This window comes from Rhodococcus sp. HNM0569, from assembly GCF_012726205.1.
In the GTDB taxonomy this organism is placed as follows: Bacteria; Actinomycetota; Actinomycetes; order Mycobacteriales; family Mycobacteriaceae; genus Rhodococcus_F.
In genome coordinates, this window is the sequence record NZ_JAASAE010000009.1 from 47,287 (window position 1) to 72,594 (window position 25,308).

Consider the following 25,308-nt stretch of genomic DNA (forward strand, 5'->3'; position numbering starts at 1 on the left):
CAACGACAGTCGGAAGACGGGACGGTTCGTGGAGAGCGGTGACGTGATCAGGGGTTCGGTGTGAGAAGAGGATCGGTGCTGGTCGGGGGGCTGGCCACGCTCGTGGCGCTGCTCCTGCTCACGGCGTGCACCGCGGACCCGCCACCGCCGGTCGAGAGCACCGAGACTCCCGAGCCGATCGTGCCCACCACGGAGCGCGAGCCGTTCGTCGTCGCGATCGACGACGTCGGCAACGGGTTCAACCCGCACCTGCTCGCCGACCAGTCGCCCGCCAACGCGGCCGTCTCGTCGCTGGTGTTGCCGAGCCCGTTCCGTACCGCGCCTGTCGCGGATCGGCCGGGCGAGGTGCAGCGCGTGCCCGACCCGTCGCTGCTCGTCTCAGCCGAGGTCACGTCCGAAGCGCCGTTCACGATCACCTACCGACTGCGCACCGACGCGCAGTGGTCCGACAGCGCACCGGTCGCGGCCGAGGACTTCCGCTATCTGTGGCAGGAGATGATCAGCAAACCCGGTGTCGTCGACCCCGCGGGTTACCGGCTCATCGACGACGTCCGCTCGTCCGGTGGCGGCAAGACCGTCACGGTCGTCATGAAGTCGCCGTACCCGGCGTGGCGCGAGCTGTTCTCCGATCTGCTGCCGTCGCACCTGATCAAGGACTCGCCTGGAGGATTCGAGACGGGGCTGATGGACGGCATCCCGGTGTCGGGCTCGTGGTTCCACGTCAAGTCGATCGACCGCGGCCGCGACGAGATCCTGCTCGAACGCAACGACCGGTTCTGGGGCACACCCGCGGTGCCGTCGCAGATCCTGCTGCGCCGGGCGGGCACGCCGTCGCAGCTCGCCGACTCGATGCGCACGGGCGACGCGCAGGTGGCGGTCACCCGCGGCGGCGCTCCCACGTCGGCGCAGCTCGCGGCCATTCCCGACGTGCGCACCGGGCAGACCTTCCAGCCCCGCATGATGGAGCTCATGCTCAACGGGCGCGTGCCCGCGCTCGCGGACATCCGGGTGCGTCGGGCGCTGCTGGCGTTCCTCGACACCGACCTGCTTGCAGCGGTGGGGGCGGGTGGTGATGCCGCGCAGGCACGTTCGCTCGTCTTCGCGCCGTCCGATCCGGCGTACGCACCCTCGGCACCGCCCCGGCCCACCCGCGACGACGCGCTCGCGCTGCTCGCCGAGGCCGGGTACGTGCTCGGCGACACGAGCAGCGGCGACGCGGACGCAGGCTCGGCCACCACGACCGCAAGCACGCCCACGGGGACCGCGACACCGAAACGTGAACCCGAACCCACCCGCACGCAGCTGGTGCGCGGCGACGAGACGCTGCGGTTCACGATCGGCGTCCCGATCGGCGACGAGGTCGCGGCCGCGGTCGCCAACACCGCCGTCGACCAGCTGCGCGGAGCGGGCGTGGACGCCTCCGTGGAGGCCGTCGAGGCGGAAGAGCTCTACAGCGAGGCACTCACCGACGAGTCGGTCGACGCGGTCGTCGGCTGGAACCGCGCGGGTGGCGATCCCGCGACGGCGGTCGCGTCGCGGTTCGCGTGCATCCCCGAGGCGGCCGCCCGTGACGAGGCGACGCCGTCCGACGGCGCCACACCGTCCCGCACGCCCGACCCGGACGACCCCGAGACGACCGACACCGTGGCCCCGGATGAGACGTCCGAGGATCTCGACGCCGAACGCGATGCGCCGTCGAACCTGTCCGGCCTGTGCGATCCGACGGTGCAGCCCGCGCTCACCGCGGCACTGCGCGGCGACGGCGACGTCACCGCGACGCTGCGCGACCTCGACGCCCGGCTGTGGGGGCTCGCGACGGTCGCGCCGCTGTTCCAGGATCGGACGGCCGTTGCCGCGGGCCCGTCCGCGGGCGGCGTGACGCTCACCGGTGTACTGCCGTCCGGAGTGTTCGCCGACGCCGCGCTGTGGGAGCGGGAGACGCCGTGACCGCATTCGGCAAGCGCCTGTTGCTCGTCCACGCGCATCCCGACGACGAGACGCTCACGACGGGCGGCACCATCGCGCGGTACGTCGCCGAGGGGGCCGAGGTCACCGTGCTCACGTGCACGCTCGGCGAGGAAGGCGAGGTCATCGGCGAGCGCTGGTCGCAGCTCGTGGCCGACGAGGCGAATCAACTGGGTGGCTATCGCATCGCAGAGCTCACCGCGGCGCTCGCCGCACTGGGCGTCGGGGCGCCGCGGTTCCTCGGTGGCGCGGGCCGGTTCCGCGATTCCGGTATGGCGGGCACCCCGTCGGCTCGGCACCCGCGCGCATTCGTCGCCGCCGACCGCGACCGCGTGATCGACGCCGTCGCCGACGTGATCGGCGAGCTCCGCCCGCACGTGGTCGTCACGTACGCCGCCGACGGTGGCTACGGCCATCCCGATCACGTCCGCGCCCACGAGGTCACGCGCGCGGCCGTCGACGTGGCGGCGGAGCGGGGGTGGGACGTGCCGAAGATGTACTGGACGGTCGCCGAGGCATCGGCCGTCGAGGACGGCGTGTGCCGCATCGGTCGCATTCCGGAGCACTGGCGGCTGCCGGAACCGGGCGAGCTGCCCAGCCTCGCCGATCACCTCGTGACCGCGCAGGTCGACGTCCGCGACCACCTCGTCGCGAAGCGAGCCGCATTCGCCGCGCATGCGACGCAGATCGAGTTGTCCGATGTGGGGCCCGAGTTCGCGCTGTCCAATCGCATCGCCCAGCCGGTCCTGACGACCGAGTATTTCGTGCTCGGCCGGGGCGCTGCGGGTCCCGTCGACGCGGCCGGACGCGAAACGGACCTGTTCGGTGGTCTCGACATGTGATCCCGGACGCCACCCACCCTCCTCTGTGATGTGCGCCATAGGGCGTCTACACTGTGTCGACAGTCACCGTCACGGGGAGGGCGCATGTTCAACTGGGACGTCCAGAATGCGATCGTCGCGTTCGTCGACACTCAACGACCGTTCTTCGCGCAGCAGCACGAGATGTACTACAGCGCGCTCTACCACTTCGCCGACACGCAGAGCCATCTGCTGACCCTGCTCGGCTACCCGCCGGTTCCATGACCCACAATTGAGGAATGACCAGCAGTCCGCCGCAGACCGGTCCTGAGCGCTCGCGCCTGCGCGCCGCCGCGGTGGCGGTGCTGGTGTTCGACGGTTTCCTGTGTGCCGTGCTCTCGGCGCTGTTCCTGCCCGCCTATCTCGGCGGCACGCCGTTTCCGATCGCGATCGTGGCCGCGGGCGTCGTCAACGTGCTGCTCGTGATGGGCGTACGAGCCGTCACGCCGCGTGTGCGTACCGCATTCGCTCCGCTCGCCGCGTGGCTCGTCGGTTTCGTCCTGTGCATGGCAGGCGGTCCGGGAGGCGACGTGATCCTCCTCGCGACACCGTGGACGCTGTTGCTGTTCGTCGTGGGGCTCGTCCCCGCGCTGGCGTATCTGTGGTTGTCGAGCATGCGCGCCGTCGTCGCGGCGGGGCACCAGCCTGCTGCTGTTTCCCGGCACGGGTAGCCGGGTAGTCGCTCCGTGCCGGCATTCCTGCAGGACGCCGTAAAGGAGCGACAATGACGGATGCGAATTTCACCACCGACGACGCCGGGATTCCGGTCGAGTCGGACGAACACTCGTTGACCATCGGCGCGGAGGGCCCGGTCCTTCTCCAGGACTTCTACCTGATCGAGAAGATGGCTCAGTTCAACCGCGAGCGGGTCGTCGAGCGGCAGCCGCACGCCAAGGGCGGCGGTGCTTTCGGACACTTCCAGGTGACGCACGACATCAGCCGATACACCAAGGCCGATCTCTTCCAGCCCGGCAAGAAGACGGAACTGTTGATCCGGTTCTCGACGGTGGCAGGCGAGCGGGGCAGCCCGGACACGTGGCGCGACCCGCGTGGATTCGCGATCAAGTTCTACACCGAGCAGGGCAACTACGACATGGTCGGCAACAACACGCCCGTGTTCTTCGTCCGCGACCCGATGAAGTTCCAGGACTTCATCCGGTCTCAGAAGCGCCGCGCCGACAACAACCTGCGCGATCACGACATGCAGTGGGACTTCTGGACGCTGTCGCCCGAATCCGCCCACCAGGTCACGTGGCTCATGGGTGACCGCGGTATCCCGCGCTCGTGGCGCCACATGAACGGGTACACGAGCCATACCTACCTGTGGGTCAACGAGGGGGGTGAGAAGTTCTGGGTCAAGTACCACTTCCGCACCGATCAGGGCCATCAGTTCTTCACACAGGACGAGGGCGACCAGATGGCCGCGATGGACACCGACTATCACACGCGCGACCTGTGGGAACACATCGACGCGGGCGAGTACCCGTCGTGGACGTTGTACGTGCAGGTGATGCCGTTCGACGAGGCCGCGAGCTATCGGTTCAACCCGTTCGACCTGACGAAGGTGTGGTCCAAGAAGGACTATCCACTGATCGAGGTCGGCAAGATGACGCTCGACCGCAATCCGGACGACTACCACTGTGAGATCGAACAGGCCGCCTTCGAGCCGAGCAATCTGGTGCCCGGGATCGGCGCGAGCCCCGACCGGATGCTCATCGGCCGGTTGTTCTCGTATGCGGACGCGCACCGCTACCGGATCGGCTCGAATTACGCGGAGCTGCCCGTCAACCGCCCGCACGTCCCCGTCCGCTCCTACACCAAGGACGGGCACATGCGGCATCACAATCCCGGCGACCCGGTGTACGTGCCCAACTCGAAGGGCGGGCCGCACGCCGACCCGTCGCAGGTGGGCACGACCGCATACTGGCCGTCGCAGGGCGGCGACATGGTCCGCGCGCCGTACGTCCAGCACGCCGAGGACGACGACTGGATCCAGGCGGGCACGCTCGTGCGCGAGGTCCTCGACGACGCCGCACGCGGACGGCTCGTCGACAATGTCGTCGGGCACCTGCTCAACGGCGTCACCGAGCCGGTGTTGGTGCGAGCGTTCGAGTACTGGCACAACATCGACAAGGACATCGGCGACCGCATCGAGGCCGGTGTCCGCGAGAAGCAGCGTGCAGGGGTCAAGGACCCGAAGGCCGAAGGGCAGGCGAGCCCGGCGCGCACGAGCGCGCAGAAGAACGCCTGACCGGACAAGGTAGCGCGCAAGCCCGGTCGTTCAGGGCCGGGTTGGTGCGTCAATCATGTCGGTGGTAGTGGCTATGGTCCTGCTGTGCAGCTGCGATACCAGTACCGCGTCTATCCGACGCCGCGCCAGCAGGACATGCTGGCTCGGTCGTTCGGGTGTGCGCGGGTGGTGTTCAACGATGCACTGCGTGCCCGCCAGGACGCGTTCACTGCTGGGATGAAGATCAGCGACACCGAGGTTCAGAAGCAGGTGGTCACCGAGGCGAAGAAGGCCCCGGAGCGGGTGTGGCTGGCCGAGGTGGCGTCGGTGGTGTTGGTGCAGGCGTGCCAGGACGCTCGGCGCGCGTACCGGAACTGGGTCGACTCGATGTCGGGGAAGCGTAAGGGCCGCAAGGTCGGGGCGCCGCGGTTCCGGTCCCGCACGGACAACCGGCAGGCGCTCCGGCTCACCCGCAACGGCTTCTCGATCCGCCGGAACCGGAAGCTGTATGTCGCGAAGGTCGGCGAGCTGAAGGTGGCGTGGTCGAGGGATCTGCCGTCGGTGCCGTCGTCGGTGACGATCATCAAAGACTCTGCGGGCCGGTATTTCGCATCGTTCGTCGTCGAGGTCGACCAGGCTCCACTGCCGGAGGTCGATTCCGAAGTGGGTATCGACTTGGGTCTGACCACATTTGCGGTGCTCTCGGACGGGAAGGTCATCGACTCGCCGAGGTTTCTGCGACGCGCGGAGCGCACGCTCCGCAAGGCGCAGCAGACCCTTTCCCGCAAGGAGAAGGGCAGCAGGAATCGGGCGCAGGCCCGGTTGAAGGTCGCTCGGGCACACGCCCGCGTGGCCGATTCGCGTCGCACCTTCGCGCACCAGCAGTCCCCGGCGATCATCCGCGACAGCCAAGCGGTGTTCGTCGAGGACCTGGCGGTGTCCGGGTTGGCGCGAACACGGTTGGCGAAGTCGGTACACGACGCCGGGTGGGGCATGTTCACCCGCATGCTCGAGGAGAAGGCCGCCCGGTATGGGCGGCACTTCTCCAAAGTGGACCGCTGGTTTCCCTCGTCGCAGCTCTGCTCGGCGTGCGGAGTAGTCGACGGGCCGAAGCCGCTCGACGTTCGTGAGTGGACGTGCCCGTGTGGCGCGGTCCACGACCGCGACCTCAACGCTGCAATCAACATCCTCGCCGCCGGACGGGCGGAGAGACGAAACGCCTGCGGAGGGACCGTAAGTCCTGCCGCGTAGCGGAAGGCAAGCCCCGGTGAAACAGGAACCCACCGAAGCGGCACGACGTGCCGCTGTTGGAATCCCGGTCGTTCACGGCCGGGAGGACGTCAAGCCCGTCACCTGTTGCACGAGATCGACGGCCCCGGTGGACGCCGCCGGGCCGTCGACCTGTCGATCACTGCATGGGGGGCATCAGAACCGAGTCGATCAGATACACCGTGGCGTTGGCGGTCCGGACGCCGCCGCACACCACCTTCGCGCTGTCGTCGACGGTCAGGTCGTCGCCGGACCCGGTGACGTCGAGATCGGCGCCCTCCGCTGTCGGATGCATGCCTGCGACCTGGTCGGGGCTCAGGCGGCCGGGCACCACGTGGTAGGTGAGGATGCTGTTCAGCATCGCCGAATCCGTCTTCAGCGAGTCGAGCGTCGCGGGATCGATCTTGTCGAATGCCGAGTCGACGGGTGCGAACACGGTGAACTCGCCACCGTTGAGGGTGTCGACGAGGTCGACGTCCGGGTTCAACTGGCCGGAGACCGCCTGGGTAAGGGTCGTCAGCATCGGATTGTTGGACGCAGCCACGGTGACGGGGTCCTGAGCCATTCCGTCGACCGAGCCGGGGCCGTCGGGTACCTGCTCGGCATACGTCGTGCAGCCCGGGCCCACGAGGTTCGCAGGCTCGGCCATCGAACCCGACTGCATCGACCCCGACTGCATCGAATCCGTCTGCATCGAGTCGGACTCCCTCGCGCCCGACTGCATGGTGTCGGACTCGCCCGAGTCGTCGGACGAACAGGCCGAGATGCCGAGCAGGGCGACCGCGGCGAGCGCGGTGGCTGCTGCGGTGCGATTCTTCGTGATCATGGTTCCCACCTTCGTCGTGACCGGTTGTGGGCCCGGCACATCGCCGAGGCCCGGTGTCACGAGTCCTTCGGCGCGGGTGGGTGTTCCGGATGGGTCTGTCTCGAAATCTTCTGCGGTCGCGGGTTCTCGACCGCATCACCCATCCGTGGGCACGGCGGCATCGAATAGCTCACACGGACGAAAGGTGGGCCGATGGGAACTGGGGCGGACGGCGAGCAGGCGACGAAGACGGCGCGCCTGCGCACGGTGGCACCACGTGCGGCGGCAGGCGTGCTCGCGGCCGGGACCGCGCTCGGCGTGGGAGAGTTGGCCGCGGCGGCCGTCGGAGACGAGTCGTCGCCGTTTCTGGCCGTCGGAGCGACGACCGTCGACCGCAGCCCGGCATGGGCGCGCGAATTCGCGATCACGACTTTCGGTACCGACGACAAGGCGGCCCTGTTCGTCGGGATGACGATCGTGATCGTCGCGCTGGCGGCGCTCGCGGGTGTCGTCGAACGCTCCCGCAGGCCCTACGGGAGTGTCCTTCTCGCGGCCCTCGGCGCGGTCGGGGTCTACGCGGCAACGTCCCGGCCTGGCGCCGGCATGTCCGCGGCCCTTCCCACGATCGTCGGCGTTGCGGCGGGGATCGTCGTCCTGCGCGTGCTCACCGTGCGTTCACGGGCCCGAGAGCGGGGCGAGGCCGATTCGGCGACGATGTCGAGGAGGCGCTTCCTCGCGCTCGCGGGCGGAGTGGTGGTGGCCGCGTCCGCAGCGGGCGCGGCGGGGCGGCATCTCGCGAGCACGGCTGCGGGCGCGGTGCGCAACCGGATGGCGTTCGTCGTCCCCGCCGTCGCACAGCGGAACCGGGCGCGGCCGATTCCCGCAGGCGCCGATCTCGCCGAGACCGGCGCGGAGCCGTTCGTGACGAGCAACGACGCGTTCTACCGCATCGACACCGCGTTGCGGGTGCCGCGGATCGGCACCGACGAGTGGAGCCTGCGGATCCACGGCATGGTCGAGCGCGAGATCACGCTCGGCTGGGACGAACTCGTCGCACGCGAGCCTCTCGAACGCGTCATCACCCTCACCTGTGTGTCGAACGAGGTGGGCGGCGATCTCGCGGGCAATGCGACCTGGATCGGATACTCCATCCGCGACCTGCTCGACGAGGTGGGGGTCCTCGACGACGCCGACATGCTGCTCTCCACGAGCGTCGACGGATTCACCGTCGGGACACCCCTTTCGGCATTGCGGGACGGGCGCGACGCCCTGCTCGCGGTCGCGATGAACGGTGAACCGTTGCCGTTCGAACACGGCTACCCGGTGCGTCAGGTGGTGCCCGGCTTGTACGGGTTCGTGTCGGCCACCAAGTGGGTCGTCGACTGGGAGCTGACGAGGTTCGACCGTGCTCAGGCATATTGGACCCGTCGCGGTTGGGCGGAGCAGGCGCCGGTCAAGACAGCATCGCGGATCGAGGTGCCCGCGTCCTTCGCGAGGGTTCCGAGTGGCGAGGTGCTCGTGGCGGGCAGCGCGTGGGCCCAGCACCGGGGGATCGCGCGCGTCGAGGTGCGGGTGGACGACGGCCCCTGGCAGGAGGCGACGCCCGCGACCGGGTACTCGATCGACACGTGGCGGCAGTGGTCGTGGCGGTGGCAGGCCACGCCAGGAACACACACCCTGTATGCGCGGGCGACCGACCTCGACGGCCTCGTGCAGACCGAGGAGCGCGCCGCTCCGATTCCGGACGGGGCGAGCGGGTGGCACACCCGATCGGTCACGGTGCTCTGACCGGCAGGCACACTGGTGTCATGCCTGCCGACCTGTCCGGACTCACGGTCGCCGTCACCGCCGAGCGCCGCGCCGACGACCTGGCGGCGCTGCTCGAGCGGCGCGGTGCGCGCGTGCAGCAGGTTCCCGCGCTGCACATCGTGCCGCTCGCCGACGACGCCGAGTTGCGCTCGGCCACCGACGCGGCGATCGCGAGTCCACCGGATCTCGTCGTCGTCAGCACCGGAGTCGGCTTCCGCGGATGGCTCGACACTGCGCGCTCGTGGGGAGTCGCCGACGACCTGCTCGGGGCGCTCGGCCGCAGCCGCATCGTTACCCGCGGCTCGAAGGCGACCGGCGCGGTGCGCGGCGCAGGCCTGCGCGAATCGTGGTCACCCGACTCGGAGTCGTCGGAGGGCGTGCTCGCACGGCTCCGCGGCGACGGCGTCGCCGGCCTGCGGGTACTGGTGCAGGTCCACGGTTCGATGAGCAAGTGGGAGCCGACGGTCGACCTGCCTGCCGCGCTCGCCGAGGCAGGCGCGGACGTGCGCGCGGTCGCGGTCTATCGGTGGATACGCCCGCGCGATCAGGAGCCGCTGCGCGGCCTTGTGCGTGCGATCGTGGCACGCGAGGTCGACGCGGTGACGTTCACCAGCGCGCCCGCTCCGTCGTCGCTGCTGTCGACGGCCGAGGATCTCGAGGTGCTCGACGACCTGCTCGGCGCCTTCGCGTCCGACGTGACCGCGGTGTGCGTCGGATCGGTGACGGCGGGGCCGCTGACGCGGCTCGGTGTGCCCACGGTGCAGCCCGAACGGGCGCGACTCGTCGCGCTCGCGGACGCCGTGGCCGCCGCGCGTGGCTGACGGACCACCGGATCGTCTCGAGCTGGTCAGATGATCTCGAGTGGCGTCGCGCGTGTCGGTGGCGGAAAGAGCCGGTCGAGTTCGGCGAGGACGTCCGTGCCGAGGTCGAGGTCGAGGGCGCGCGCATTGTCGGCGACATGTTCGATGCTGCCCGCCTTCGAGATCGCCAGGACGTGTCCGCTGCGGATCACCCACGCCAGCGCGAGGACCGCTGCCGTGACACCGAGTTCGCCCGCCACACGCTCGATTTCGGGGTGGGCGAGTACACGCCCCTCGTCGACGGGGGAGTACGCCATGGCCGGGATCGCGCGGTCCGCCAGTGCGGGCAGCAGATCGAACTCGGGTCCGCGGCGCAACAGGTTGTAGAGGATCTGGTCGGTCGCGGGCGCGGTGGGCAGGGCGTCGAGGCCGTCGAGGTCCACATTGCTCACACCCCAGTCGCGGATCGAGCCGTCCGCGACGAGCCGGTCGAACCCCGCGACGGTCTCCTCGATCGGGACGTCGCCGGGCCAATGCAGCAGATACAGGTCGAGGTGATCGGTGCCGAGCCGGTCGAGGCTCGCGTGGCACGCCGCACGGACCCCGTCGGCCGTGGCGTGCGACGGCAAGACCTTGCTGACGAGGAACACGTCGTCGCGCCTGCCGCGGAGCGCGTCGCCCACGAGTCGTTCGGACGCACCCGAGCCGTACATCTCGGCGGTGTCGACGAGCGTGAGTCCGGCGTCGAGACCGGCGCGCAGCGCGGCGATCTCGTCGTCGCGTCGTGCCGGATCGTCGCCCATGTGCCACGTGCCCTGACCGAGCGCGGGCAAGGTGATACCGGACGGGAAATCCACGGTGCGCGTCATGGTGTCAGTGTGGTCGATACGGCGGCGCGTGCGCCAGCGGGCACCCGGGTCACCGGGCCGGGGTGGCGGGTACGCCTGCCGCCGCGGCCGCGTCGCGGAGCACCTGCTCGAGCATCTCGGAGGTGAGCCGGCCGGTGAACGTGTTCTGCTGGCTCACGTGGTAGCACCCGAACACGTGCAGCGGTTCGGACACGGTGCCGGAGTCGTCGGGGTCGAGCACCACGTGCGTGCCGTGGCCGAACTTCGGCCGCGGCCGCGGGATATGCCAGCCCGCCCGGTCGAGAACGGGAAACAGTGCCTGCCAACCGAATCCACCGAGAACGACGACCGCGCCCAGGCCCGGGGACAGGAGGTCGAGCTCCGACGCGAGCCAGTGGTTGCAGTTGTCGCGCTCGGCGGGAGTGGGTTTGTTGTCGGGCGGCGCGCAGTGCACGGGCGACGTGACACGGGTGCCGAACAGTTCGAGGCCGTCGCCGATCTCGACCGCGGTGGGCTGGCTCGCGAGCCCCACGGCGTACATCGCGGCGTAGAGGAAGTCGCCGCTGCGATCGCCCGTGAACATGCGGCCGGTGCGGTTGGCGCCGTGCGCGGCGGGTGCGAGCCCGACGACGGCGAGTCGCGCGTCGTGCGGGCCGAAGCCGGGAACCGGCCGCGCCCAGTAGGTCTGGTCGCGGAATGCGGCGCGTTTGACGCGGCCGACCTCTTCGCGCCACGCCACCAGGCGGGGGCATGCGCGGCAGTCGACGAGGTCCGCGTCGAGCGCCGGGATGGTCGAGTACTCGGCGGGTCGTTCGCGAGGCGTCACGGTCGCCCCCAGCGGTCGGTGGCGCCGGGGGTGACCGCCTCGACGAGGGACCACGCATCGTCGGCGGGCAGGTCGACGACACGGTAGCTGCCGGTACCCGCAGGCGTCGCCGCGACAACGGTCGCAACGCCTGCGCGGCGCTGGAACAGCGACTGCCGTACGGTCCAGCCGATGATGCCGTCGGCGTCGAGGCTGTCGCGGGTGCGGTCGAGCGAGCCGTTGCGCGTGACGAGCCAACCCGGCGCGACGGCATGGCCCAGACCGCGGTACCGGTCCCACGCGAGCGCCGCGCCGCCCGCGAACAGCACGCCGGTCGTGATCCACACCGCTGCGGGCGGCGGGCCGGAGAACACCGTGTATCCGAGCGCGACGGCGAGCGCGAGTGCCGCGGGCGCGAGTGCCCGGACGAACCGCCGCCGGGCCGCGGCGCGGCCGTGTCGCACCAGCGGCATCGCGGGCTGCCGGCCGCCGCCGATCACGATGTTCATGACGCGCGCCGCCTCCGCCGCGGGGCCCTGCGGCAACAGCAGCGACGACTGTCCCTTCGACGCGCTCACACCGGTCATGATCGCATCGAGCCGGGCGCCGCCGACGAGCCGCAGCAACAAGGGTTCCTTCAGCGTCGCGCCGCGCAGTCGGTCGCGAGTGAGCGTCACCTGACGGGTCTTGACGAGGCCGTGCGAGACCACGATCGTGCGCCCGTCGTCGACGACGGTCATGTTCCCGAAGGCCACGAGGTAGGCGACGCACGCGACGACGCTCGCCGCGACCCACAGGGCGACCAGACCCGCCGCCACCGCGACGGCGACACCGAGGCTGCGGACGGCGTCGAGTCCCGAACCGATCGTCCCCGATTCGAGGAGCCGCTCGCCGAGCCCGTACTGGAACAGCACGCCGATCAGTGCGCCGATGGTCACGAGGCCGGTGAGCGAGAACGGCGCGTAGCGCACCCAGCCGGGGGACCAGTGCCCGATCTCGAGGCCTTGCTCGGCAGGTGCGGCGTCGCCGTCGAGCGGCTCGTGGGGGTCGCCCTCGTGGGGACCACCGTCGAGCAGAGCGCGGCGCAGCGCGGGCACGACGGCGGTGCCCAGTGCGTCGAGTTCGAAGGTGGACGCGCCGCGCGCGGCGCCTGCGTGCCTGCCCGTGCCGATGCGGACCACGGACAGGCCGAGCAGTCGGTGCAGGGCGGTCGCCTCGACGTCGACAGACCGGATCCGGCTGCGCGGCACCGACAGTGTGCGTCGGCGCAACAGGCCACGGCGCAACTGCACATGCACCGGTCCGATCCGGTAGGTCGTGGTGAACCAGCGGCTCAGGCCGAGCGCCACCAGCACCGCCAGCGCGACGAGGCCCCACGTGTGGTTGCCGCTCTGCGACCCGACGACGACCGAGACGACCAGGACCGGCAGCAGTTTCACGGCCTCGGTGACCGGATGCACCAGGAGCATGCGGGCGTCGAGTCGTCGCCACGGCAGTTCGGCCTCGGCGGCGAGCGATTCGGGGGTCTCGTCTCGGCGCGGTGCGACGGGCGGGAGGTGCTCGGTGCTCATGTCGCGTCCTCCCCGGTGCCTGCCGCGACCGCGGTGAGGTCGGCCACGACGCGGTGCGCGGTCTCGACGTCGAGTGCGGTGATCTCGACCGCGCCCGCAGCGGACGCGGTCGTGACGGTGACCGTCGCGAGGCCGAGCAGGCGATCGAACGGCCCGCGTTCGGTGTCGACGGTCTGGATGCGGGAGATCGGGGCGATGCGATGTTCCTGCACGAACCACCCGGTGCGGGTGTAGACGGCGGTCGCACTCACGTCCCAACGGTGCACGCGATATCGCCACACGGGCACGACGACGATCGCCACCGCGGCGGCCGCCACCGACACCGCGAGCACGACCGCGAAGATCCAGCGCGGCCACCGTTCCAGTGCAGGCAGTGCGCTACTCGTCGCGGCCACCGTGAGAGCCACCTCCACGACGAGGACAGGTACCCACACCGACGCCGCGGTCAGCGCCCACAGTCGGGGCGCACGCGGGCTCGGACGCCGTCGGGGCTCGTCCATTCGCATGTTCACCGTCTCGCTTCTCGCGCACGCCGCGGTCGGATACTCGGCCCCGTACGCGGTCGCCCGCGCGGGTCCCCGATCAACGCTATCGTGGGGTCACGACCCGCAACCGGAAGGAGTGCAGTCATGTCCTTTCCCGATTCGCTCGGTGCTGCCGACGTGCCGCCCGACGAGGTGCTCGAGGCGCAGGCGGAGGCCGACGAGGAGAAGCAGGTCAGTGAGTCCGACGAGGTCGCGTCGTCGGTGGCCGACATCGACATGACGTCGAAGGAGGCGAACGCCGCCGACGTCCTCGAACAGCACCGCGAAGTTCCGGTGGACGAGGACTATCCGCATGAATGAGGCGGGTGGCGACGGCTTCGCCCGATGGTCCATGATCGGGCTGTGATGTCCGACGGCTCCGGCGCCCCCACGATCCTGCCCGTCCCCGCGATGCCTCCCACTCCCGATATGCGGAGGTCGGGCGGGCGTGCGGGGCAGCGTCCCGACGCCGCTCGCGTCCGTGCCGCGCTCGACCGGGCAGCGGACGCGCACGCTCTCACGCTCGACGACACGACGACGTTGCTGCAGGTACAGGGCGACGATCTCGCCGAACTGTGCGCGCTCGCGGCCCGGGTGCGCGACGAAGGGCTCGACGCGGCGGGCCGTCCCCGCACGATCAGCTACTCGCGCAAGGTGTTCGTGCCGCTCACCCGGCTGTGTCGGGACCGATGCCACTACTGCACGTTCGTCACGGTCCCCGGCAAGCTGCGCGCCGCGGGCCAGGGCATGTACCTCGAGGCCGAGGAGGTGCTCGACATCGCACGCCGTGGCGCCGAATCAGGTTGCCGCGAAGCGCTCTTCACGTTGGGTGACCGGCCGGAGGCACGCTGGCCGGAGGCGGCGCGCTGGCTCGCCGACCGCGGCTACGCCTCGACTCTGGACTATGTGCGCGCGATGGCGCAGCTCGTCCTCGAGGACACCGGGTTGCTTCCGCACCTGAACCCGGGAGTGATGAGCTACGAAGAACTTTCGGTGCTCAAGCCGTACGCGCCGTCGATGGGCATGATGCTCGAGACGACGTCGAGGAGGCTGTTCACCGATCGCGGCGAGGCCCACTACGGCAGCCCCGACAAGGACCCCGCGGTGCGTCTGCGCACACTCGCGGACGCGGGGCGACTGGCGATCCCGTTCACCACGGGAGTGCTCGTCGGTATCGGCGAAACCGTCGCCGAACGCGCCGACTCGATCCTCGCGATCCGCGATATCCACGCCGAGTACGGCCACGTGCAGGAAGTGATCGTGCAGAACTTCCTCGCCAAACCCGACACCGCGATGCGCGACGCCCCCGACGCGGAGCTGGGCGAGTTCCTCGCGGCGGTCGCCGTCACGCGGCTCGTGATGGGCCCGGACGTGCGGGTGCAGTCGCCGCCCAATCTCGTGTCCACCCGCGAGTGCCTCGCGTTGCTCGGTGCGGGCGTCGACGACTGGGGTGGCGTGTCGCCGCTGACCCCCGACCACGTCAACCCCGAGCGGCCCTGGCCGGACCTCGAGGTGCTCGAGTCGATCACCGCGGAGGGCGGGTACACGCTCGTCGAGCGCACCGCGGCGCAGCCGCGCTACGTCCTCGAGGGCGAGCCGTGGCTCGACCCGCACATCGTGCCGTATGTCGAGGCGCTCAGCTCGCCCACCACGGGTCTCGCCCGCACCGACGTCCTTCCCTCCGGCAGACCGTGGGCGCGGGTGTCGTGAACGTCCGACTGTCCGACCACTCGGTCGCCACGGTCCTCGGCCGTGCGGCCGGGGGAGTCGAGCCGGTCCTCGACCTCATCGCGTCCGATCCGCTGCGGATCAAGGCACGGACGTTCTCGTCGCGCGATCCCGACCGTTCGGCGCTCGACGCGGTGCTCGACGCCGCCGCGGCAGTGCTCGACGCGTTCACCGTCCCTGGAACCGCGGCGTGGGAAGCCGCCGACGCGGATCGGCGGTCCCGATGGTGGGTCGCACGTCTCGGGGCACTCGGCACGCTCGCGGTCGCGTCGCCGAGCGTGTTCGGCGCCGCACTGAACCGGCTGCCGCTGCAGGACCTGTTGGCGCTCGCGAACCAGATCCTCGTCGTGGTCGCCGTGGCACGCGAGCACGGCGTGCGCGACCGCGACCGGCAGGTCACCCTGCTCGCGGCTGTGCTGCTGGATCGCGACGTCACGGACTCCGATGCCGACGTCACGGACTCCGATGCCGACGTCACGGACTCCGATGCCACTGTGGACGACGGGCAGGCGGCCCGCAGCTCGGGCCGCGCCTTCGCGGTTGCCCGCCTGCTGTGGCGCACCGCCCGTGCGGTACGCGCGCTGTCGGCCGAACTCGACCGTCGGCCGCGGCCGGGCCGCACGATGTCGCTGCTCGCCGCGATACCGGTCGTCGGTGTCGCCGCGCGCTATGTCGGCGAGTACGCGGCGCTGCGGCGCGCGGTGGGTGCGTCCGTCGAGCGAGCGCACTCGGCCGCGAGCCGATGATCTGCGCATGTGAGCTGACGACTAGTATTCGAGCCGGTCGCGGAGCCGCGTCGGCGCCGCCGTATCGACCGGTCCCCGTCGAGTTGCCGCGTCGAACGAGAAACCAGCGTCGAACGAAGAAAAGGGTGGACCGGTGACGTACACGATCGCAGAGCCGTGTGTCGACGTGCTGGACAAGGCCTGCATCGAGGAGTGTCCGGTCGACTGCATCTACGAGGGTGCGCGAATGCTCTACATCCACCCCGACGAGTGTGTCGACTGCGGCGCATGCGAGCCGGCGTGCCCGGTCGAAGCCATCTTCTACGAGGACGACGTCCCCGACGAGTGGTCCGAGTACACGAAGGCCAATGCCGACTTCTTCGACGACCTCGGCTCGCCGGGCGGGGCCGCGAAGCTCGGCAGGATCGACGCCGATGCACCGCTCGTGAAGAACCTCCCCCCGATGGGCGAGGAGTGACCGGAGTGGCTCGCACGCGCGTCGCGTCGGCACTGCCCGACTTCCCGTGGGACTCGCTCGAGGGCGCGAAGGCGACGGCCCTCGCACACCCTGGCGGCATCGTCAACCTGTCGGTCGGCACACCGGTCGACCCGGTCGATCCGTTGATCCAGGACGCGCTCACCGCGGCCGCCGCGGTGCCGGGCTACCCGGCCACCGCGGGCACACCGGAGCTGCGGGTCGCGGCGGCGCAGTCGCTCGACCGCCGCTTCGGCATCGCCGGTGTCGCACAGGACGCGATCCTGCCGGTCATCGGCTCGAAGGAACTCATCGCGTGGTTGCCACGCCTGCTCGGTCTCGGCGCGGACGATCTCGTGGTGATCCCCGAACTCGCGTATCCCACCTACGAGGTGGGCGCGAAGCTCGCAGGCACGCGTGTGCTGCGCGCCGACGGGCTCGGCCGGCTCGGACCCGAACGCGCGTCGCTCGTGTTCGTCAACTCGCCGTCCAATCCGACGGGCAAGGTGTTGCCGGTCGAGCACCTGCGCAAGGTGGTCGACTGGGCGCGCTCGCGCGGCGCGATCGTCGCGTCCGACGAGTGCTATCTCGGCCTCGCCTGGGACGCCGAGCCGGTCTCGATTCTCGACGAGCGGGTCAGCGGCGGCGACCACACGGGCCTGCTCGCGATCCACTCGCTGTCCAAGACGTCGAACCTCGCGAGCTACCGGGCGGGCTTCGTCGCGGGCGACAGGGCGCTGGTCGCCGAGTTGCTCGAGGTCCGCAAGCACGCAGGGATGATCGTGCCCTATCCGGTGCAGGCGGCGATGACGGCCGCGCTGTCGGACGACGTCCACGCGGACGCGCAGCGTGAGCGCTATCGCGCTCGCCGGGACGTGTTGCTCGCGGCCGTGCGCAGCGCCGGTTTCACGGTGTCCGACTCCGAAGCAGGCCTGTACCTGTGGGCGACGCGGGGCGAGAACGGCCGCGACACGGTCGCGTGGCTCGCCGAGCGGGGGATCCTCGTCGCACCCGGCGACTTCTACGGGCCCCGCGGGGTCGACCACGTGCGCATCGCGCTCACCGAGACGGACGAACGCATCGAGGAGGCCGCCGCGCGGTTGCGCGCGTGACCTCCACCTCCTCGTGCGTGATGTCGGCTCCTCGTGCGTGATGTCGGCGTGCGGGGACTCGTCGAGTGCTCACGAGGGGGAGCGGGTGAACTCGGGCTGATCGAGCACCCGCAGCCAGCTCCCGTCCGGTTGCCGACGCGCCACCTGGGCGCGGGCCCCGGTGCCGTCGCGCGGCGGTGTCGACGTCAGCGCGAGGTCGCCGCTCACGAGCGTCGGCAGCGGCGGTTCGGGCACGAACTGCGGCCGGTGCTCGAGCACCGACGCCCAGAGCTTCTCGATGGCCGCCCGGCCGACGGTGACCTCGCCCGGTGGGTACGCCATGACGGCGTCCTCGTCGTACAGCGCGGCGACTCCCGCCGCGTCGCCCGCATTGCTGCGCTCGACGAACAATCGTGTGAGGTCTTCGGGACGCAGCGCCTTCTCGCGGTGTGCGGTCATGGTCGGTCTCCTTCGGGCTCGGGTGTGGCTGGTGTGTGTTTGTCGCACCTTCGACGTTCGTCGCCCAGGGGCGAGAAGTCCAACAGATAGTTCGTATGAGAACTAGAATCTTCGATCATGGAACTGCGTCAGCTCGAGTACCTCGTCGCCGTCGCGGAGGAAGCGAACTTCACGCGCGCGGCGGAACGCGTGCACGTCAGCCAGTCGGGCGTGAGCGCACAGATCCGGCAACTCGAACGCGAGGTCGGTGCCGAACTGTTCGACCGGTCGAGCCGCGTGGTGGTGCCCACTCCTGCGGGCAAGGCGGCACTCGCGCACGCCCGCGCCGCACTCGGCGCGGTCCGCGAACTGACGGCCGCCGTCGACGACGTCACGGGGGCGGTACGCGGCGAGCTCGCCGTGGGCATGGTCACGGCCTGCACCGTCACCGGGCTGTTCGACGCGCTCGCCCGCTTCCACGCGGCGCACCCCGGAATCGAACTGACGGTCAGCGAGGACCACTCGTCGGTGCTCGTCGACGGTGTGCGCGACGGCGCGCTCGATGTCGCCCTCGTGGGGGTGCCCGGTGAGGTGCCTGCCGATCTCGAAGGTGGTGTGCTCGTCGACGAGCCGATCGCCCTCGCCGTGCCGTCCGCACACCCGCTCGCGGGCGCGGAGTCGGTCGCCCTCGCGGACGCGCTCGCGTACCCACTCGTCACGATGCCGCCGGGCACCGGTGTGCGCGACACCTTCGAACTCGAGTGCGCCGCACACGGACTCACTCCGACCGTCGCATGCCAGGCCAGCGCGCCCGACGCCGTGGCCGATCTGTGCGGGCGTGGCCTCGGGGTCGCGGTGCTCAGTGAATCGATGGTCGCTGCGTATCCGCTCGTGCGAGTCCGCGTCGCCGACGCGGCGCATCGCGCGCTGCTCGCGCTCGTGTGGCGCCCGGGAGCGGGCCTTGCGGTGCGCAGACTGGTCGACGAGTGCTGCACGGCCTTCCCCACGTTGCGGCTCTCCGCCGCGTGAGGACCTTCGGGGCCTGCGATTGTTAAAGTTCGACCATGTCGACGGGTCCCATGGCGAGTGTTCTGCTCGCCGTTGCGCTCGTGTCGTGCCTGTACGTCGGCGGTGCCCGTACGCTCGCCGACCTTCGGTTCGACGACGTTTCCCGTGCGGGCAAGGGCCTGTGCGCGGTCGTCGTCGCGGTGTCGATCGCGCAGTGGATCTTCCCCGTGCTCGGCACGTGGTTCGCGCGCGATCCCGTGCTGGTGCGCGACGGTCAGTGGTGGCGCGTCGTCACGTCGGCATTCGTCCAATCCGGGGGTGTCGTCGCCACCGTGCTCGGTCTCGCGGCGCTCGTCGTCGTCGTGCCGGTCGCCGAACGCGCGTGGGGCGCGCCGCGGGCCGCGCTGCTGCTCGTCGCGGGCCAGGTCGTGTTCGGTCTCGCGTCGACATTCGTGTTCACCGGTGCCTCGGGTGCGGGCACGGGAGTCGCGGGCGCGGTGGGTGCCCTCGCCGGCTCCCTCGTCGGGGTGGCCGCATTGTCGGGCCCGCCGCGTCGCACCGCGGTCGCCGCGATCGTCGCCTTCGCGATCGGGCTCGGACTCGTCGTCGCCGACGACGTGCGCGGGTTCGCGCTCCTCGCGGGCATCCTCCTGGGGGCGGCGCTCGCCACGGTGTCGCCACCCCGTCACGAACGGCTTCCGCAGGCGTGGCGAACGGCCCAGAGGGTGCCGCCGCAGGTGTGAGAAGGTGGAACGGTGCTGCTGAGGTCACTCGATCCACGGAACGCCGATTCCGCCGATGCGGTCGTCGTGGGCGACGAGACGCTGTCGCGCAGTGATCTCGTCGGGGCCGCGACTGCGGTCGCGGAACGCGTCGCGGGCGCCGAGCGGGTCGCGGTGTCGGCGACCCCGTCGGTGTCGACGGTCCTGGCCGTCGTCGGCAGTCTGATGGCGGGCGTGACGGTGGTGCCCGTGCCACCCGATTCCGGTCCGGCCGAGCGCGAGCACATCGTGCGGGACTCGGGTGCGGTCGCGTGGCTCGGCGCCGTCGACGCCGACCCGTGCGGGCTGCCGGTCGTCCCGGTGCGGGTGCACGCGCGCTCGTGGCACACGTTTGCCGAGCCGCCCGCGTCGCACACCGCCCTCGTCCTGTACACGTCCGGCACGACCGGCCTGCCGAAGGGTGTGCTGCTCTCCCGTGGCGCGCTCGCGGCGGGTCTCGACGCACTCGCCGAGGCGTGGCAGTGGACGCCCGAGGACCTTCTCGTGCACGGGCTTCCGTTGTTCCACGTGCACGGGCTCGTATTCGGGATGCTCGGCGCGCTGCGGGTCGGCTCACGTGTGCGGCACACGATCCGGCCCACCCCCGACGCGTACGCCGCCGCCGGTGGGTCGCTGTACTTCGGCGTGCCCACCGTGTGGAGCCGCATCGCCCGGGACGCGGAGTCGGCGCGGGCGCTCGCGTCGGCGCGCCTGCTGGTGTCCGGGAGCGCGCCGCTGCCGGTGCCGGTCTTCGAGCAGTTGCACGCGCTCACCGGCAGCGCACCCGTCGAGCGCTACGGCATGAGCGAGACACTGCTGACCGTCAGCACGCGTGCCGACGGCGAACGCAGGCCCGGCTGGGTCGGCACACCGGTCCGTGGAGTCGAGACCCGCTTGCGCGGCGAGTACGGCGCCCCCGTGCCGCACGACGGCGAGTCGATCGGCGGGCTCGAGGTTCGCGGCCCGATGTTGTTCGACGGCTACCTCGGTCGCCCGGACGCGACGGCGCAGGCGTGGACCGACGACGGGTGGTTCCGCACCGGCGACGTCGCGGCGATCGAGGGGGGCGGCTTCCACCGGATCGTCGGCCGCGAGTCCACCGATCTCATCAAGACCGGCGGATTCCGGGTAGGCGCAGGCGAAGTCGAGTCGGTCCTGCTCGCACATCCCGACGTGCGCGAGGTCGCGGTCGTCGGCGTGCCCGACGACGACCTCGGGCAGCGCATCGTCGCCTTCGTCGTGGGCGAGCGCACGTCCGCGTCGACGCTCACGGACCATGTCGCCACGGTCCTGTCCGTGCACAAACGCCCCCGCGAGATCCGTTTCGTCGAGTCGCTGCCGCGTAATGCGATGGGCAAGGTGCAGAAGACTCTCCTGTCCTGAAGACGTCCCGGCACCGGCCGGGCCGAGAGAACGAGTAGGTGTCCCATGAGTGTTCAGAGCACACGGATCGTCCTGGCGTCGAGGCCCGACGGCGCGCCCACGCGCGACAACTTCCGGCTCGAGGCGGCCACCCTCCCCGACCTGCGGGAGGGGCAGGTACTGCTCCGCGTCGTCTACCTGTCGCTCGACCCGTACATGCGCGGCCGGATGAGCACGGCCGAGTCGTACGCCGACCCGGTGGAGATCGACGACGTCATGGTCGGCGGCACGGTCGCCGAGGTCGTCGAGTCGCGCTACCCGGACCTCGCGCCGGGCGACTACGTGCTGTCGTACTCGGGGTGGTGCTCGCACGCGATCGCCGACGGCGCATCGCTGCGCACTCTCGGTCGCGACCGGCCGCTGTCCACCGCGCTGGGCGTGCTCGGCATGCCGGGCTTCACGGCCTACGCCGGTCTCGAGAAGATCGGCAAACCGCAGCCCGGCGAGACACTCGTCGTCGCGGCCGCCACCGGCCCGGTCGGGTCGGCGGTCGGACAGATCGCGAAGGCCCGTGGCGCGCGCGCCGTCGGTATCGCGGGCGGGCCGGAGAAGTGCGCGGCGCTGATCGACGAGTTCGGTTTCGACGCCGCGGTCGACCACCGGGCGCCCGACTTCCGGGACCGGCTGCGCGACGCGGTGCCCGGCGGCATCGACGTGTACTTCGAGAACGTCGGCGGGCGGGTCGCCGAGGCGGTGCTGCCGCTGCTGAACCTCTACGCGCGAATCCCGTTGTGCGGCTTGGTTGCCCAGTACAACCTGACGGGGGCTCCGGAAGGTGTCGACCGGCTGCCCGGCTTCTTCACCCGGATTCTGGTCAAGAGCCTCACGGTGCGCGGGTTCATCCAGTCGGAGTTCGTGTCGGAACTGTATCCGCAGTTCCTCGAGGAGATGGTGCCGTGGGTGCGCGACGGCGTCGTGCGCTACCACGAGGACGTCGTGGACGGCCTCGAGAACGCGCCCACTGCGTTCATCGATCTGCTCGAGGGAAAGAATTTCGGCAAGCGGATCATCCGCGTCGGTGAGGAACAGACGGGCGTCGACGCTGCCGGCGAAATCGACTGATCGAGTCCCCCTCGCACCTGCATGGTGACGTGCCGCACCCGGTCGGCTACCATGTGCGGCCGATCACAGTGCGGTCTCGGCCGCGGGCGGACAGGGGCGGCACGTGGGGCGACATCTCGACACCGAACGGCATCAGGCGGCGGGAGAGACACCGGGGCGGTCGAGGTGGCTGGCGGCCATCACGGTCGGCGCGATCACCCTCGTCGCGATCGGTGCGGGAGCGGCGTGGGCGCTGGACCCGTTCGCGCCCTCGTGCGACACGGTCGAGGAGTACACCCTTGCGGCGGACGGCGCGATCGTCCCGGCGTTGGGGCGTGTGTTGTCCGACGCGGATCCGCACGCGCTCGGCTGCGCGAGCTTCGAGATCTCGGCAGCGGGCGCAGGTGACGTCGCCGGCCGGCTCGGCAAGGGTGCCGATGCCCCCGACCTGTGGATTCCGGACTCGTCGTCGTGGGTCTCGCGCGCGGCGCTCACGGCCGCGGGCGCGGTCGACGTCCTGTCCGGAGCGGTCGCCACGAGCCCCGTCGTGCTCGCGGCGGCGCCGGGCTCGCTCCCGGTGCCGCAGTCGTGGACCGACGCGCTGCGCCTGGACGGGCTGCGGCTCGGCAATCCGCTCGACACCGGGCTCGCCCAGGGGCCGATGAAGTCTGCGCTCGCCGAGGGGCCGCAGGACGAGGCGGCATTCGCCGAGGTGCGCGGCGCGCTCGTGCCGCTGGCGCAGGCCGAGAGCGCGCGTGCCGATGCCGAGCCCACGGGATCCGCGCTGCTCGACGAGGTCGTCCGCGACGGATCGGTCGCGGTCACCACCGAACAGCAGGTCCTGGACTACGGGAAACGGCACGGCGACGCGCTCGCACCGGTGGTGCCCGCGACGGGGACGCACCTGCTGGACTACCCGCTCGTGGTCACCTCGCCCGCCCCCGACCGGCACTACAAGGCGCGCGAAGCAGCCCGCGCGCTCGACGCCGCACTCCGTGCCGGGCCCGCGCAGGCGATACTTCGGGACGAGGGCTTCCGGCCGCCGTCGGCCGCATCGTTCGCGTCCGGTCGGGGCGTCGGCTCGGTCACGGCATTGCGCGCAGCGGACCCCGATGCCGAGGCCCGCGCGCTCGGATCGTGGGCGCTCATGGCATTGCCGATCCGCACCCTCGTCGCGATCGACACGTCGGGGTCGATGGAGTACCGCGAGGGCGACCGTTCGCGCATGGAACTCACGGTCGAGGCCGCGATCGCGGGCAGCAGACTGTTCCCGGACAGTGCGCAGTGCGGCCTGTGGGCGTTCTCGACCGGCCTGGGCGGAGGTTCCCAGGACTACCTGCCGCTCGTGCCGATACGCCGGATGAACGAGATCGTCGACGGCAAGACACAACGGGAGACGCTCGTCGCGCAGGCGCCGCGCACTGGCGAACTGGTGGGTGGGGGCACCGGACTCTACGACACGACGCTCGCGGCCTTCCGTACGGTGCAGTCGAGCTACGACCCTCGGGCGGTCAACAGCGTCATCGTGCTCACGGACGGCGAGAACGAGGACGTCGACTCGATCAGCGAGCGGCAACTGCTCGACACGCTGGCACGCGAGCAGGATCCGGCACGCCCGGTGATCATCGTGACGATCGGGATCACGGACGACGCGGATGCGGCGACCCTCGCCGAGATCTCCCGCGTGACCGGCGGGTCGAGCTACGTCGCGAAAGAGCCTGCGGACATCGCCAATGTGTTCGTCAATGCACTGGCGCATCGCGGCGCCGGCGCGCGTTGAGCAACGACAGCACGCACAGCACGAGGAACAGCACGAAGGTCGCGATCAACTGCTGGCGGGCGTCGGTGTCGAACGCCATGAGCACGACGAATCCGCCGAGCATGGCCAGCGTGAGCCAGCTCAGGTACGGGAACCACCACATTCGCACGGTCAGCGCGCCTTCGCGTTCGAGCCGCGGCCGCAATCGCAGGTGTGCGACGACGATGAACGTCCAGATCACCAGCAGCGCCGCGCCGACGGCATTGAGGAGCAGACCGAGCAGCTGATCCGGCAGCCACCAGTTGAGCAGGACGCTCACGAAACCGAAGAACACCGACAGCAGCACGGCGGCGTAGGGGACGCCCGAGTTCGACAGCTTGGTGAGGAACTGCGCTCCGTCGCCGCGCCGTGACAGCGAGAACGCCATGCGCGACGTCGCGTAGATGTTCGCGTTGAATGCCGACAGCAACGCCACGACGACCACGAGTTCCATGAAGCCCGACACGCCGGGGATGTGCGCCTGGTCGAGAACGCCGACGAACGGGCCGCTCCCCTGATCGGCGTCGGCCCACGGCAGCAGCACCACCATGAGCAGCACCGAGCCGATGTAGAACACGCCGATGCGCCACACGACACTGCGCACCGCGGCGGCGATGGCGCGCTTCGGATCGTCGGACTCGGCGGCCGCGATCGTGACGATCTCGATGCCGCCGAATGCGAACGCGACCACGAGCAGACCCGCAGCGACACCCGCGAAGCCGTTGGGCATGAACCCGCCGTCGCCCAGCAGGTTCGACGTGCCCACCGGGTCGGTGTCGGGCAGCAGGCCGAACACGAGCAACACGCCGATGACGAGGAACGCGATGATGACCGCGACCTTGATCGCTGCGAACCAGAACTCGAACTCGCCGAAGTTCGCGACGCGCGCGAGGTTGATCGCCGCGAACACGACGACGAAGACGAGCGCGACCACCCACTGCGGCACCGACGGCAGCCACCCGTTGACGATCGACGACGCGCCGGTGATCTCGGCGCCCAGCACCATGATCAGCATGAACCAGTACAGCCACCCGCACACGAATCCGGCCCAGTCGCCGATGCCGATGCGCGCGTAGTCGGCGAACGAGCCGCTCGTCGGGATCGCGGCACCCATCTCGCCGAGCATGCGCATCACGAACACGACGACGATGCCGGCGAGCAGATACGACAGCAGCACCGCGGGACCCGCGGTGGCGATGCCGACGCCGGTGCCGAGGAAGAGCCCGGCGCCGATCGCCGAACCGAGACCCATCATCGTGAGATGACGGACCTTCAGGCCGTGGCCCAACGGGTCGCCGGACAGGCGGGCCGTGGGCGGAGTCGAGTCGGTCAACA

General features: G+C 70.6%; 24 protein-coding genes and 1 pseudogene. 18 read left to right on the top strand and 7 right to left on the bottom strand.

Annotation, left to right across the window (positions count from 1 at the left end; genetic code table 11):
* The first annotated feature begins 60 nt into the window (after nt 1-60).
* The 6 genes from HCA44_RS13745 to HCA44_RS13770 all read left to right on the top strand — a co-directional run bounded on the left by HCA44_RS13745 (nt 61) and on the right by HCA44_RS13770 (nt 6,306).
* On the top strand, nt 61-1,947 hold the full coding sequence (locus tag HCA44_RS13745) for an ABC transporter family substrate-binding protein (protein ID WP_346764711.1): 1,887 nt from the start codon (nt 61-63) through the stop codon (nt 1,945-1,947).
* Entirely contained in the window at nt 1,944-2,807 is an 864-nt protein-coding gene (gene mshB / locus HCA44_RS13750) for an N-acetyl-1-D-myo-inositol-2-amino-2-deoxy-alpha-D-glucopyranoside deacetylase (RefSeq protein ID WP_169649235.1), read from the top strand. The genes HCA44_RS13745 and mshB overlap by 4 nt, the downstream gene beginning before the upstream one ends.
* Nucleotides 2,808-2,891: 84 nt before the next feature.
* On the top strand, nt 2,892-3,050 hold the full coding sequence (locus HCA44_RS13755) for a hypothetical protein (RefSeq protein WP_169649237.1): 159 nt from the start codon (nt 2,892-2,894) through the stop codon (nt 3,048-3,050).
* Nucleotides 3,051-3,064: 14 nt separating this feature from the next.
* Nucleotides 3,065-3,496, top strand: coding sequence for a hypothetical protein (locus HCA44_RS13760; protein WP_169649239.1), 432 nt, complete (start codon nt 3,065-3,067; stop codon nt 3,494-3,496).
* 53 nt (nt 3,497-3,549) lie between these two features.
* Entirely contained in the window at nt 3,550-5,076 is a 1,527-nt protein-coding gene (locus HCA44_RS13765) for a catalase (RefSeq protein WP_169649241.1), read from the top strand.
* Nucleotides 5,077-5,160: 84 nt separating this feature from the next.
* Nucleotides 5,161-6,306 carry an RNA-guided endonuclease TnpB family protein gene (locus HCA44_RS13770; protein ID WP_169649243.1) on the top strand — a complete coding sequence of 382 codons (1,146 nt, stop codon included), beginning with the start codon at nt 5,161-5,163 and terminating at the stop codon, nt 6,304-6,306.
* A 157-nt stretch (nt 6,307-6,463) separates the two neighbouring features.
* On the opposite strand, the gene HCA44_RS13775 is transcribed toward HCA44_RS13770, so the two are convergent.
* Entirely contained in the window at nt 6,464-7,150 is a 687-nt protein-coding gene (locus HCA44_RS13775; RefSeq protein ID WP_169649245.1) for a fasciclin domain-containing protein, read from the bottom strand.
* Nucleotides 7,151-7,342: 192 nt separating this feature from the next.
* On the opposite strand from HCA44_RS13775, the gene HCA44_RS13780 reads away from it, so the two are divergent.
* Together HCA44_RS13780 and HCA44_RS13785 are read left to right on the top strand one after the other, a co-directional pair.
* Complete coding sequence (locus tag HCA44_RS13780) at nt 7,343-8,917, top strand: molybdopterin-dependent oxidoreductase (RefSeq protein WP_169649247.1); 1,575 nt, start codon at nt 7,343-7,345, stop codon at nt 8,915-8,917.
* Nucleotides 8,918-8,937: 20 nt separating this feature from the next.
* Nucleotides 8,938-9,759 (top strand): uroporphyrinogen-III synthase, encoded by an 822-nt coding sequence (locus tag HCA44_RS13785; protein ID WP_169649249.1) that lies wholly within the window; start codon nt 8,938-8,940, stop codon nt 9,757-9,759.
* Nucleotides 9,760-9,785: 26 nt separating this feature from the next.
* Here HCA44_RS13785 and HCA44_RS13790 read toward each other — a convergent pair whose 3' ends face one another.
* From HCA44_RS13790 to HCA44_RS13805, 4 genes are read right to left on the bottom strand one after another with little or no spacing between them, the layout of a single operon-like run.
* Nucleotides 9,786-10,607 (bottom strand): aldo/keto reductase, encoded by an 822-nt coding sequence (locus HCA44_RS13790; RefSeq protein ID WP_169649251.1) that lies wholly within the window; start codon nt 10,605-10,607, stop codon nt 9,786-9,788.
* Between the two features lie 49 nt (nt 10,608-10,656).
* Nucleotides 10,657-11,412 (bottom strand): uracil-DNA glycosylase, encoded by a 756-nt coding sequence (locus HCA44_RS13795; protein WP_169649253.1) that lies wholly within the window; start codon nt 11,410-11,412, stop codon nt 10,657-10,659.
* Nucleotides 11,409-12,962, bottom strand: a complete 1,554-nt coding sequence (locus HCA44_RS13800) for a PH domain-containing protein (RefSeq protein WP_169649260.1) — start codon at nt 12,960-12,962, stop codon at nt 11,409-11,411. Before HCA44_RS13800 ends, HCA44_RS13795 begins: the two co-directional genes overlap by 4 nt.
* Nucleotides 12,959-13,468, bottom strand: coding sequence for a PH domain-containing protein (locus tag HCA44_RS13805; protein WP_240945527.1), 510 nt, complete (start codon nt 13,466-13,468; stop codon nt 12,959-12,961). The genes HCA44_RS13800 and HCA44_RS13805 overlap by 4 nt, the downstream gene beginning before the upstream one ends.
* A 123-nt stretch (nt 13,469-13,591) precedes the next feature.
* Here HCA44_RS13805 and HCA44_RS13810 point away from each other — a divergent pair, with 123 nt between their 5' ends.
* The 5 genes and pseudogenes from HCA44_RS13810 to dapC all read left to right on the top strand — a co-directional run bounded on the left by HCA44_RS13810 (nt 13,592) and on the right by dapC (nt 17,526).
* Complete coding sequence (locus HCA44_RS13810) at nt 13,592-13,807, top strand: hypothetical protein (RefSeq protein WP_169649272.1); 216 nt, start codon at nt 13,592-13,594, stop codon at nt 13,805-13,807.
* A gap of 24 nt (nt 13,808-13,831) precedes the next feature.
* Nucleotides 13,832-15,181 (top strand): annotated as a pseudogene (gene cofG / locus HCA44_RS13815) (7,8-didemethyl-8-hydroxy-5-deazariboflavin synthase CofG); the annotation flags it as partial.
* 11 nt (nt 15,182-15,192) lie between these two features.
* Nucleotides 15,193-15,960 carry a hypothetical protein gene (locus HCA44_RS13820; RefSeq protein WP_169649276.1) on the top strand — a complete coding sequence of 256 codons (768 nt, stop codon included), beginning with the start codon at nt 15,193-15,195 and terminating at the stop codon, nt 15,958-15,960.
* Nucleotides 15,961-16,093: 133 nt separating this feature from the next.
* Complete coding sequence (gene fdxA, locus HCA44_RS13825; protein WP_169649278.1) at nt 16,094-16,417, top strand: ferredoxin; 324 nt, start codon at nt 16,094-16,096, stop codon at nt 16,415-16,417.
* Between the two features lie 5 nt (nt 16,418-16,422).
* Nucleotides 16,423-17,526 carry a succinyldiaminopimelate transaminase gene (dapC, locus tag HCA44_RS13830; protein ID WP_169649280.1) on the top strand — a complete coding sequence of 368 codons (1,104 nt, stop codon included), beginning with the start codon at nt 16,423-16,425 and terminating at the stop codon, nt 17,524-17,526.
* A 69-nt stretch (nt 17,527-17,595) separates the two neighbouring features.
* Here the strand turns inward: dapC and HCA44_RS13835 are convergent, their stop codons facing one another.
* Complete coding sequence (locus HCA44_RS13835; RefSeq protein ID WP_169649282.1) at nt 17,596-17,964, bottom strand: nuclear transport factor 2 family protein; 369 nt, start codon at nt 17,962-17,964, stop codon at nt 17,596-17,598.
* 117 nt (nt 17,965-18,081) lie between these two features.
* Here HCA44_RS13835 and HCA44_RS13840 point away from each other — a divergent pair, with 117 nt between their 5' ends.
* From HCA44_RS13840 to HCA44_RS13860, 5 genes are all read left to right on the top strand, one after another.
* Nucleotides 18,082-18,972 carry a LysR family transcriptional regulator gene (locus HCA44_RS13840; RefSeq protein WP_169649284.1) on the top strand — a complete coding sequence of 297 codons (891 nt, stop codon included), beginning with the start codon at nt 18,082-18,084 and terminating at the stop codon, nt 18,970-18,972.
* Nucleotides 18,973-19,007: 35 nt separating this feature from the next.
* On the top strand, nt 19,008-19,694 hold the full coding sequence (locus HCA44_RS13845; RefSeq protein WP_169649296.1) for a rhomboid family intramembrane serine protease: 687 nt from the start codon (nt 19,008-19,010) through the stop codon (nt 19,692-19,694).
* Nucleotides 19,695-19,706: 12 nt separating this feature from the next.
* Nucleotides 19,707-21,095, top strand: coding sequence for an acyl-CoA synthetase (locus HCA44_RS13850; RefSeq protein ID WP_169649297.1), 1,389 nt, complete (start codon nt 19,707-19,709; stop codon nt 21,093-21,095).
* Between the two features lie 45 nt (nt 21,096-21,140).
* Nucleotides 21,141-22,196: an NADP-dependent oxidoreductase gene (locus tag HCA44_RS13855; protein ID WP_169649299.1), complete on the top strand. Its 1,056-nt coding sequence runs from the start codon at nt 21,141-21,143 to the stop codon at nt 22,194-22,196.
* 103 nt (nt 22,197-22,299) lie between these two features.
* Complete coding sequence (locus tag HCA44_RS13860; protein ID WP_169649301.1) at nt 22,300-23,955, top strand: substrate-binding domain-containing protein; 1,656 nt, start codon at nt 22,300-22,302, stop codon at nt 23,953-23,955.
* Here HCA44_RS13860 and HCA44_RS13865 read toward each other — a convergent pair.
* A complete protein-coding gene (locus tag HCA44_RS13865; RefSeq protein WP_169649468.1) occupies nt 23,918-25,228 on the bottom strand; it encodes an amino acid permease in 1,311 nt (436 codons plus the stop codon). The two genes, HCA44_RS13860 and HCA44_RS13865, sit on opposite strands and share 38 nt — an antisense overlap.
* Nucleotides 25,229-25,308 lie beyond the last annotated feature (80 nt).

What these genes read in the sequence shown, in the direction of transcription:
- HCA44_RS13755 (WP_169649237.1), top strand. Translation starts at nt 2,892, where the DNA reads ATGTTCAACTGGGACGTCCAGAATGCGATCGTCGCGTTCGTCGACACT.
- HCA44_RS13760 (WP_169649239.1), top strand. Translation starts at nt 3,065, where the DNA reads ATGACCAGCAGTCCGCCGCAGACCGGTCCTGAGCGCTCGCGCCTGCGC.
- HCA44_RS13765 (WP_169649241.1), top strand. Translation starts at nt 3,550, where the DNA reads ATGACGGATGCGAATTTCACCACCGACGACGCCGGGATTCCGGTCGAG.
- HCA44_RS13775 (WP_169649245.1), bottom strand. Translation starts at nt 7,150, where the DNA reads ATGATCACGAAGAATCGCACCGCAGCAGCCACCGCGCTCGCCGCGGTC.
- HCA44_RS13780 (WP_169649247.1), top strand. Translation starts at nt 7,343, where the DNA reads ATGGGAACTGGGGCGGACGGCGAGCAGGCGACGAAGACGGCGCGCCTG.
- HCA44_RS13785 (WP_169649249.1), top strand. Translation starts at nt 8,938, where the DNA reads ATGCCTGCCGACCTGTCCGGACTCACGGTCGCCGTCACCGCCGAGCGC.
- HCA44_RS13790 (WP_169649251.1), bottom strand. Translation starts at nt 10,607, where the DNA reads ATGACGCGCACCGTGGATTTCCCGTCCGGTATCACCTTGCCCGCGCTC.
- HCA44_RS13800 (WP_169649260.1), bottom strand. Translation starts at nt 12,962, where the DNA reads ATGAGCACCGAGCACCTCCCGCCCGTCGCACCGCGCCGAGACGAGACC.
- HCA44_RS13805 (WP_240945527.1), bottom strand. Translation starts at nt 13,468, where the DNA reads ATGCGAATGGACGAGCCCCGACGGCGTCCGAGCCCGCGTGCGCCCCGA.
- HCA44_RS13810 (WP_169649272.1), top strand. Translation starts at nt 13,592, where the DNA reads ATGTCCTTTCCCGATTCGCTCGGTGCTGCCGACGTGCCGCCCGACGAG.
- HCA44_RS13835 (WP_169649282.1), bottom strand. Translation starts at nt 17,964, where the DNA reads ATGACCGCACACCGCGAGAAGGCGCTGCGTCCCGAAGACCTCACACGA.
- HCA44_RS13840 (WP_169649284.1), top strand. Translation starts at nt 18,082, where the DNA reads ATGGAACTGCGTCAGCTCGAGTACCTCGTCGCCGTCGCGGAGGAAGCG.
- HCA44_RS13845 (WP_169649296.1), top strand. Translation starts at nt 19,008, where the DNA reads ATGTCGACGGGTCCCATGGCGAGTGTTCTGCTCGCCGTTGCGCTCGTG.
- HCA44_RS13855 (WP_169649299.1), top strand. Translation starts at nt 21,141, where the DNA reads ATGAGTGTTCAGAGCACACGGATCGTCCTGGCGTCGAGGCCCGACGGC.
- HCA44_RS13865 (WP_169649468.1), bottom strand. Translation starts at nt 25,228, where the DNA reads ATGATGGGTCTCGGTTCGGCGATCGGCGCCGGGCTCTTCCTCGGCACC.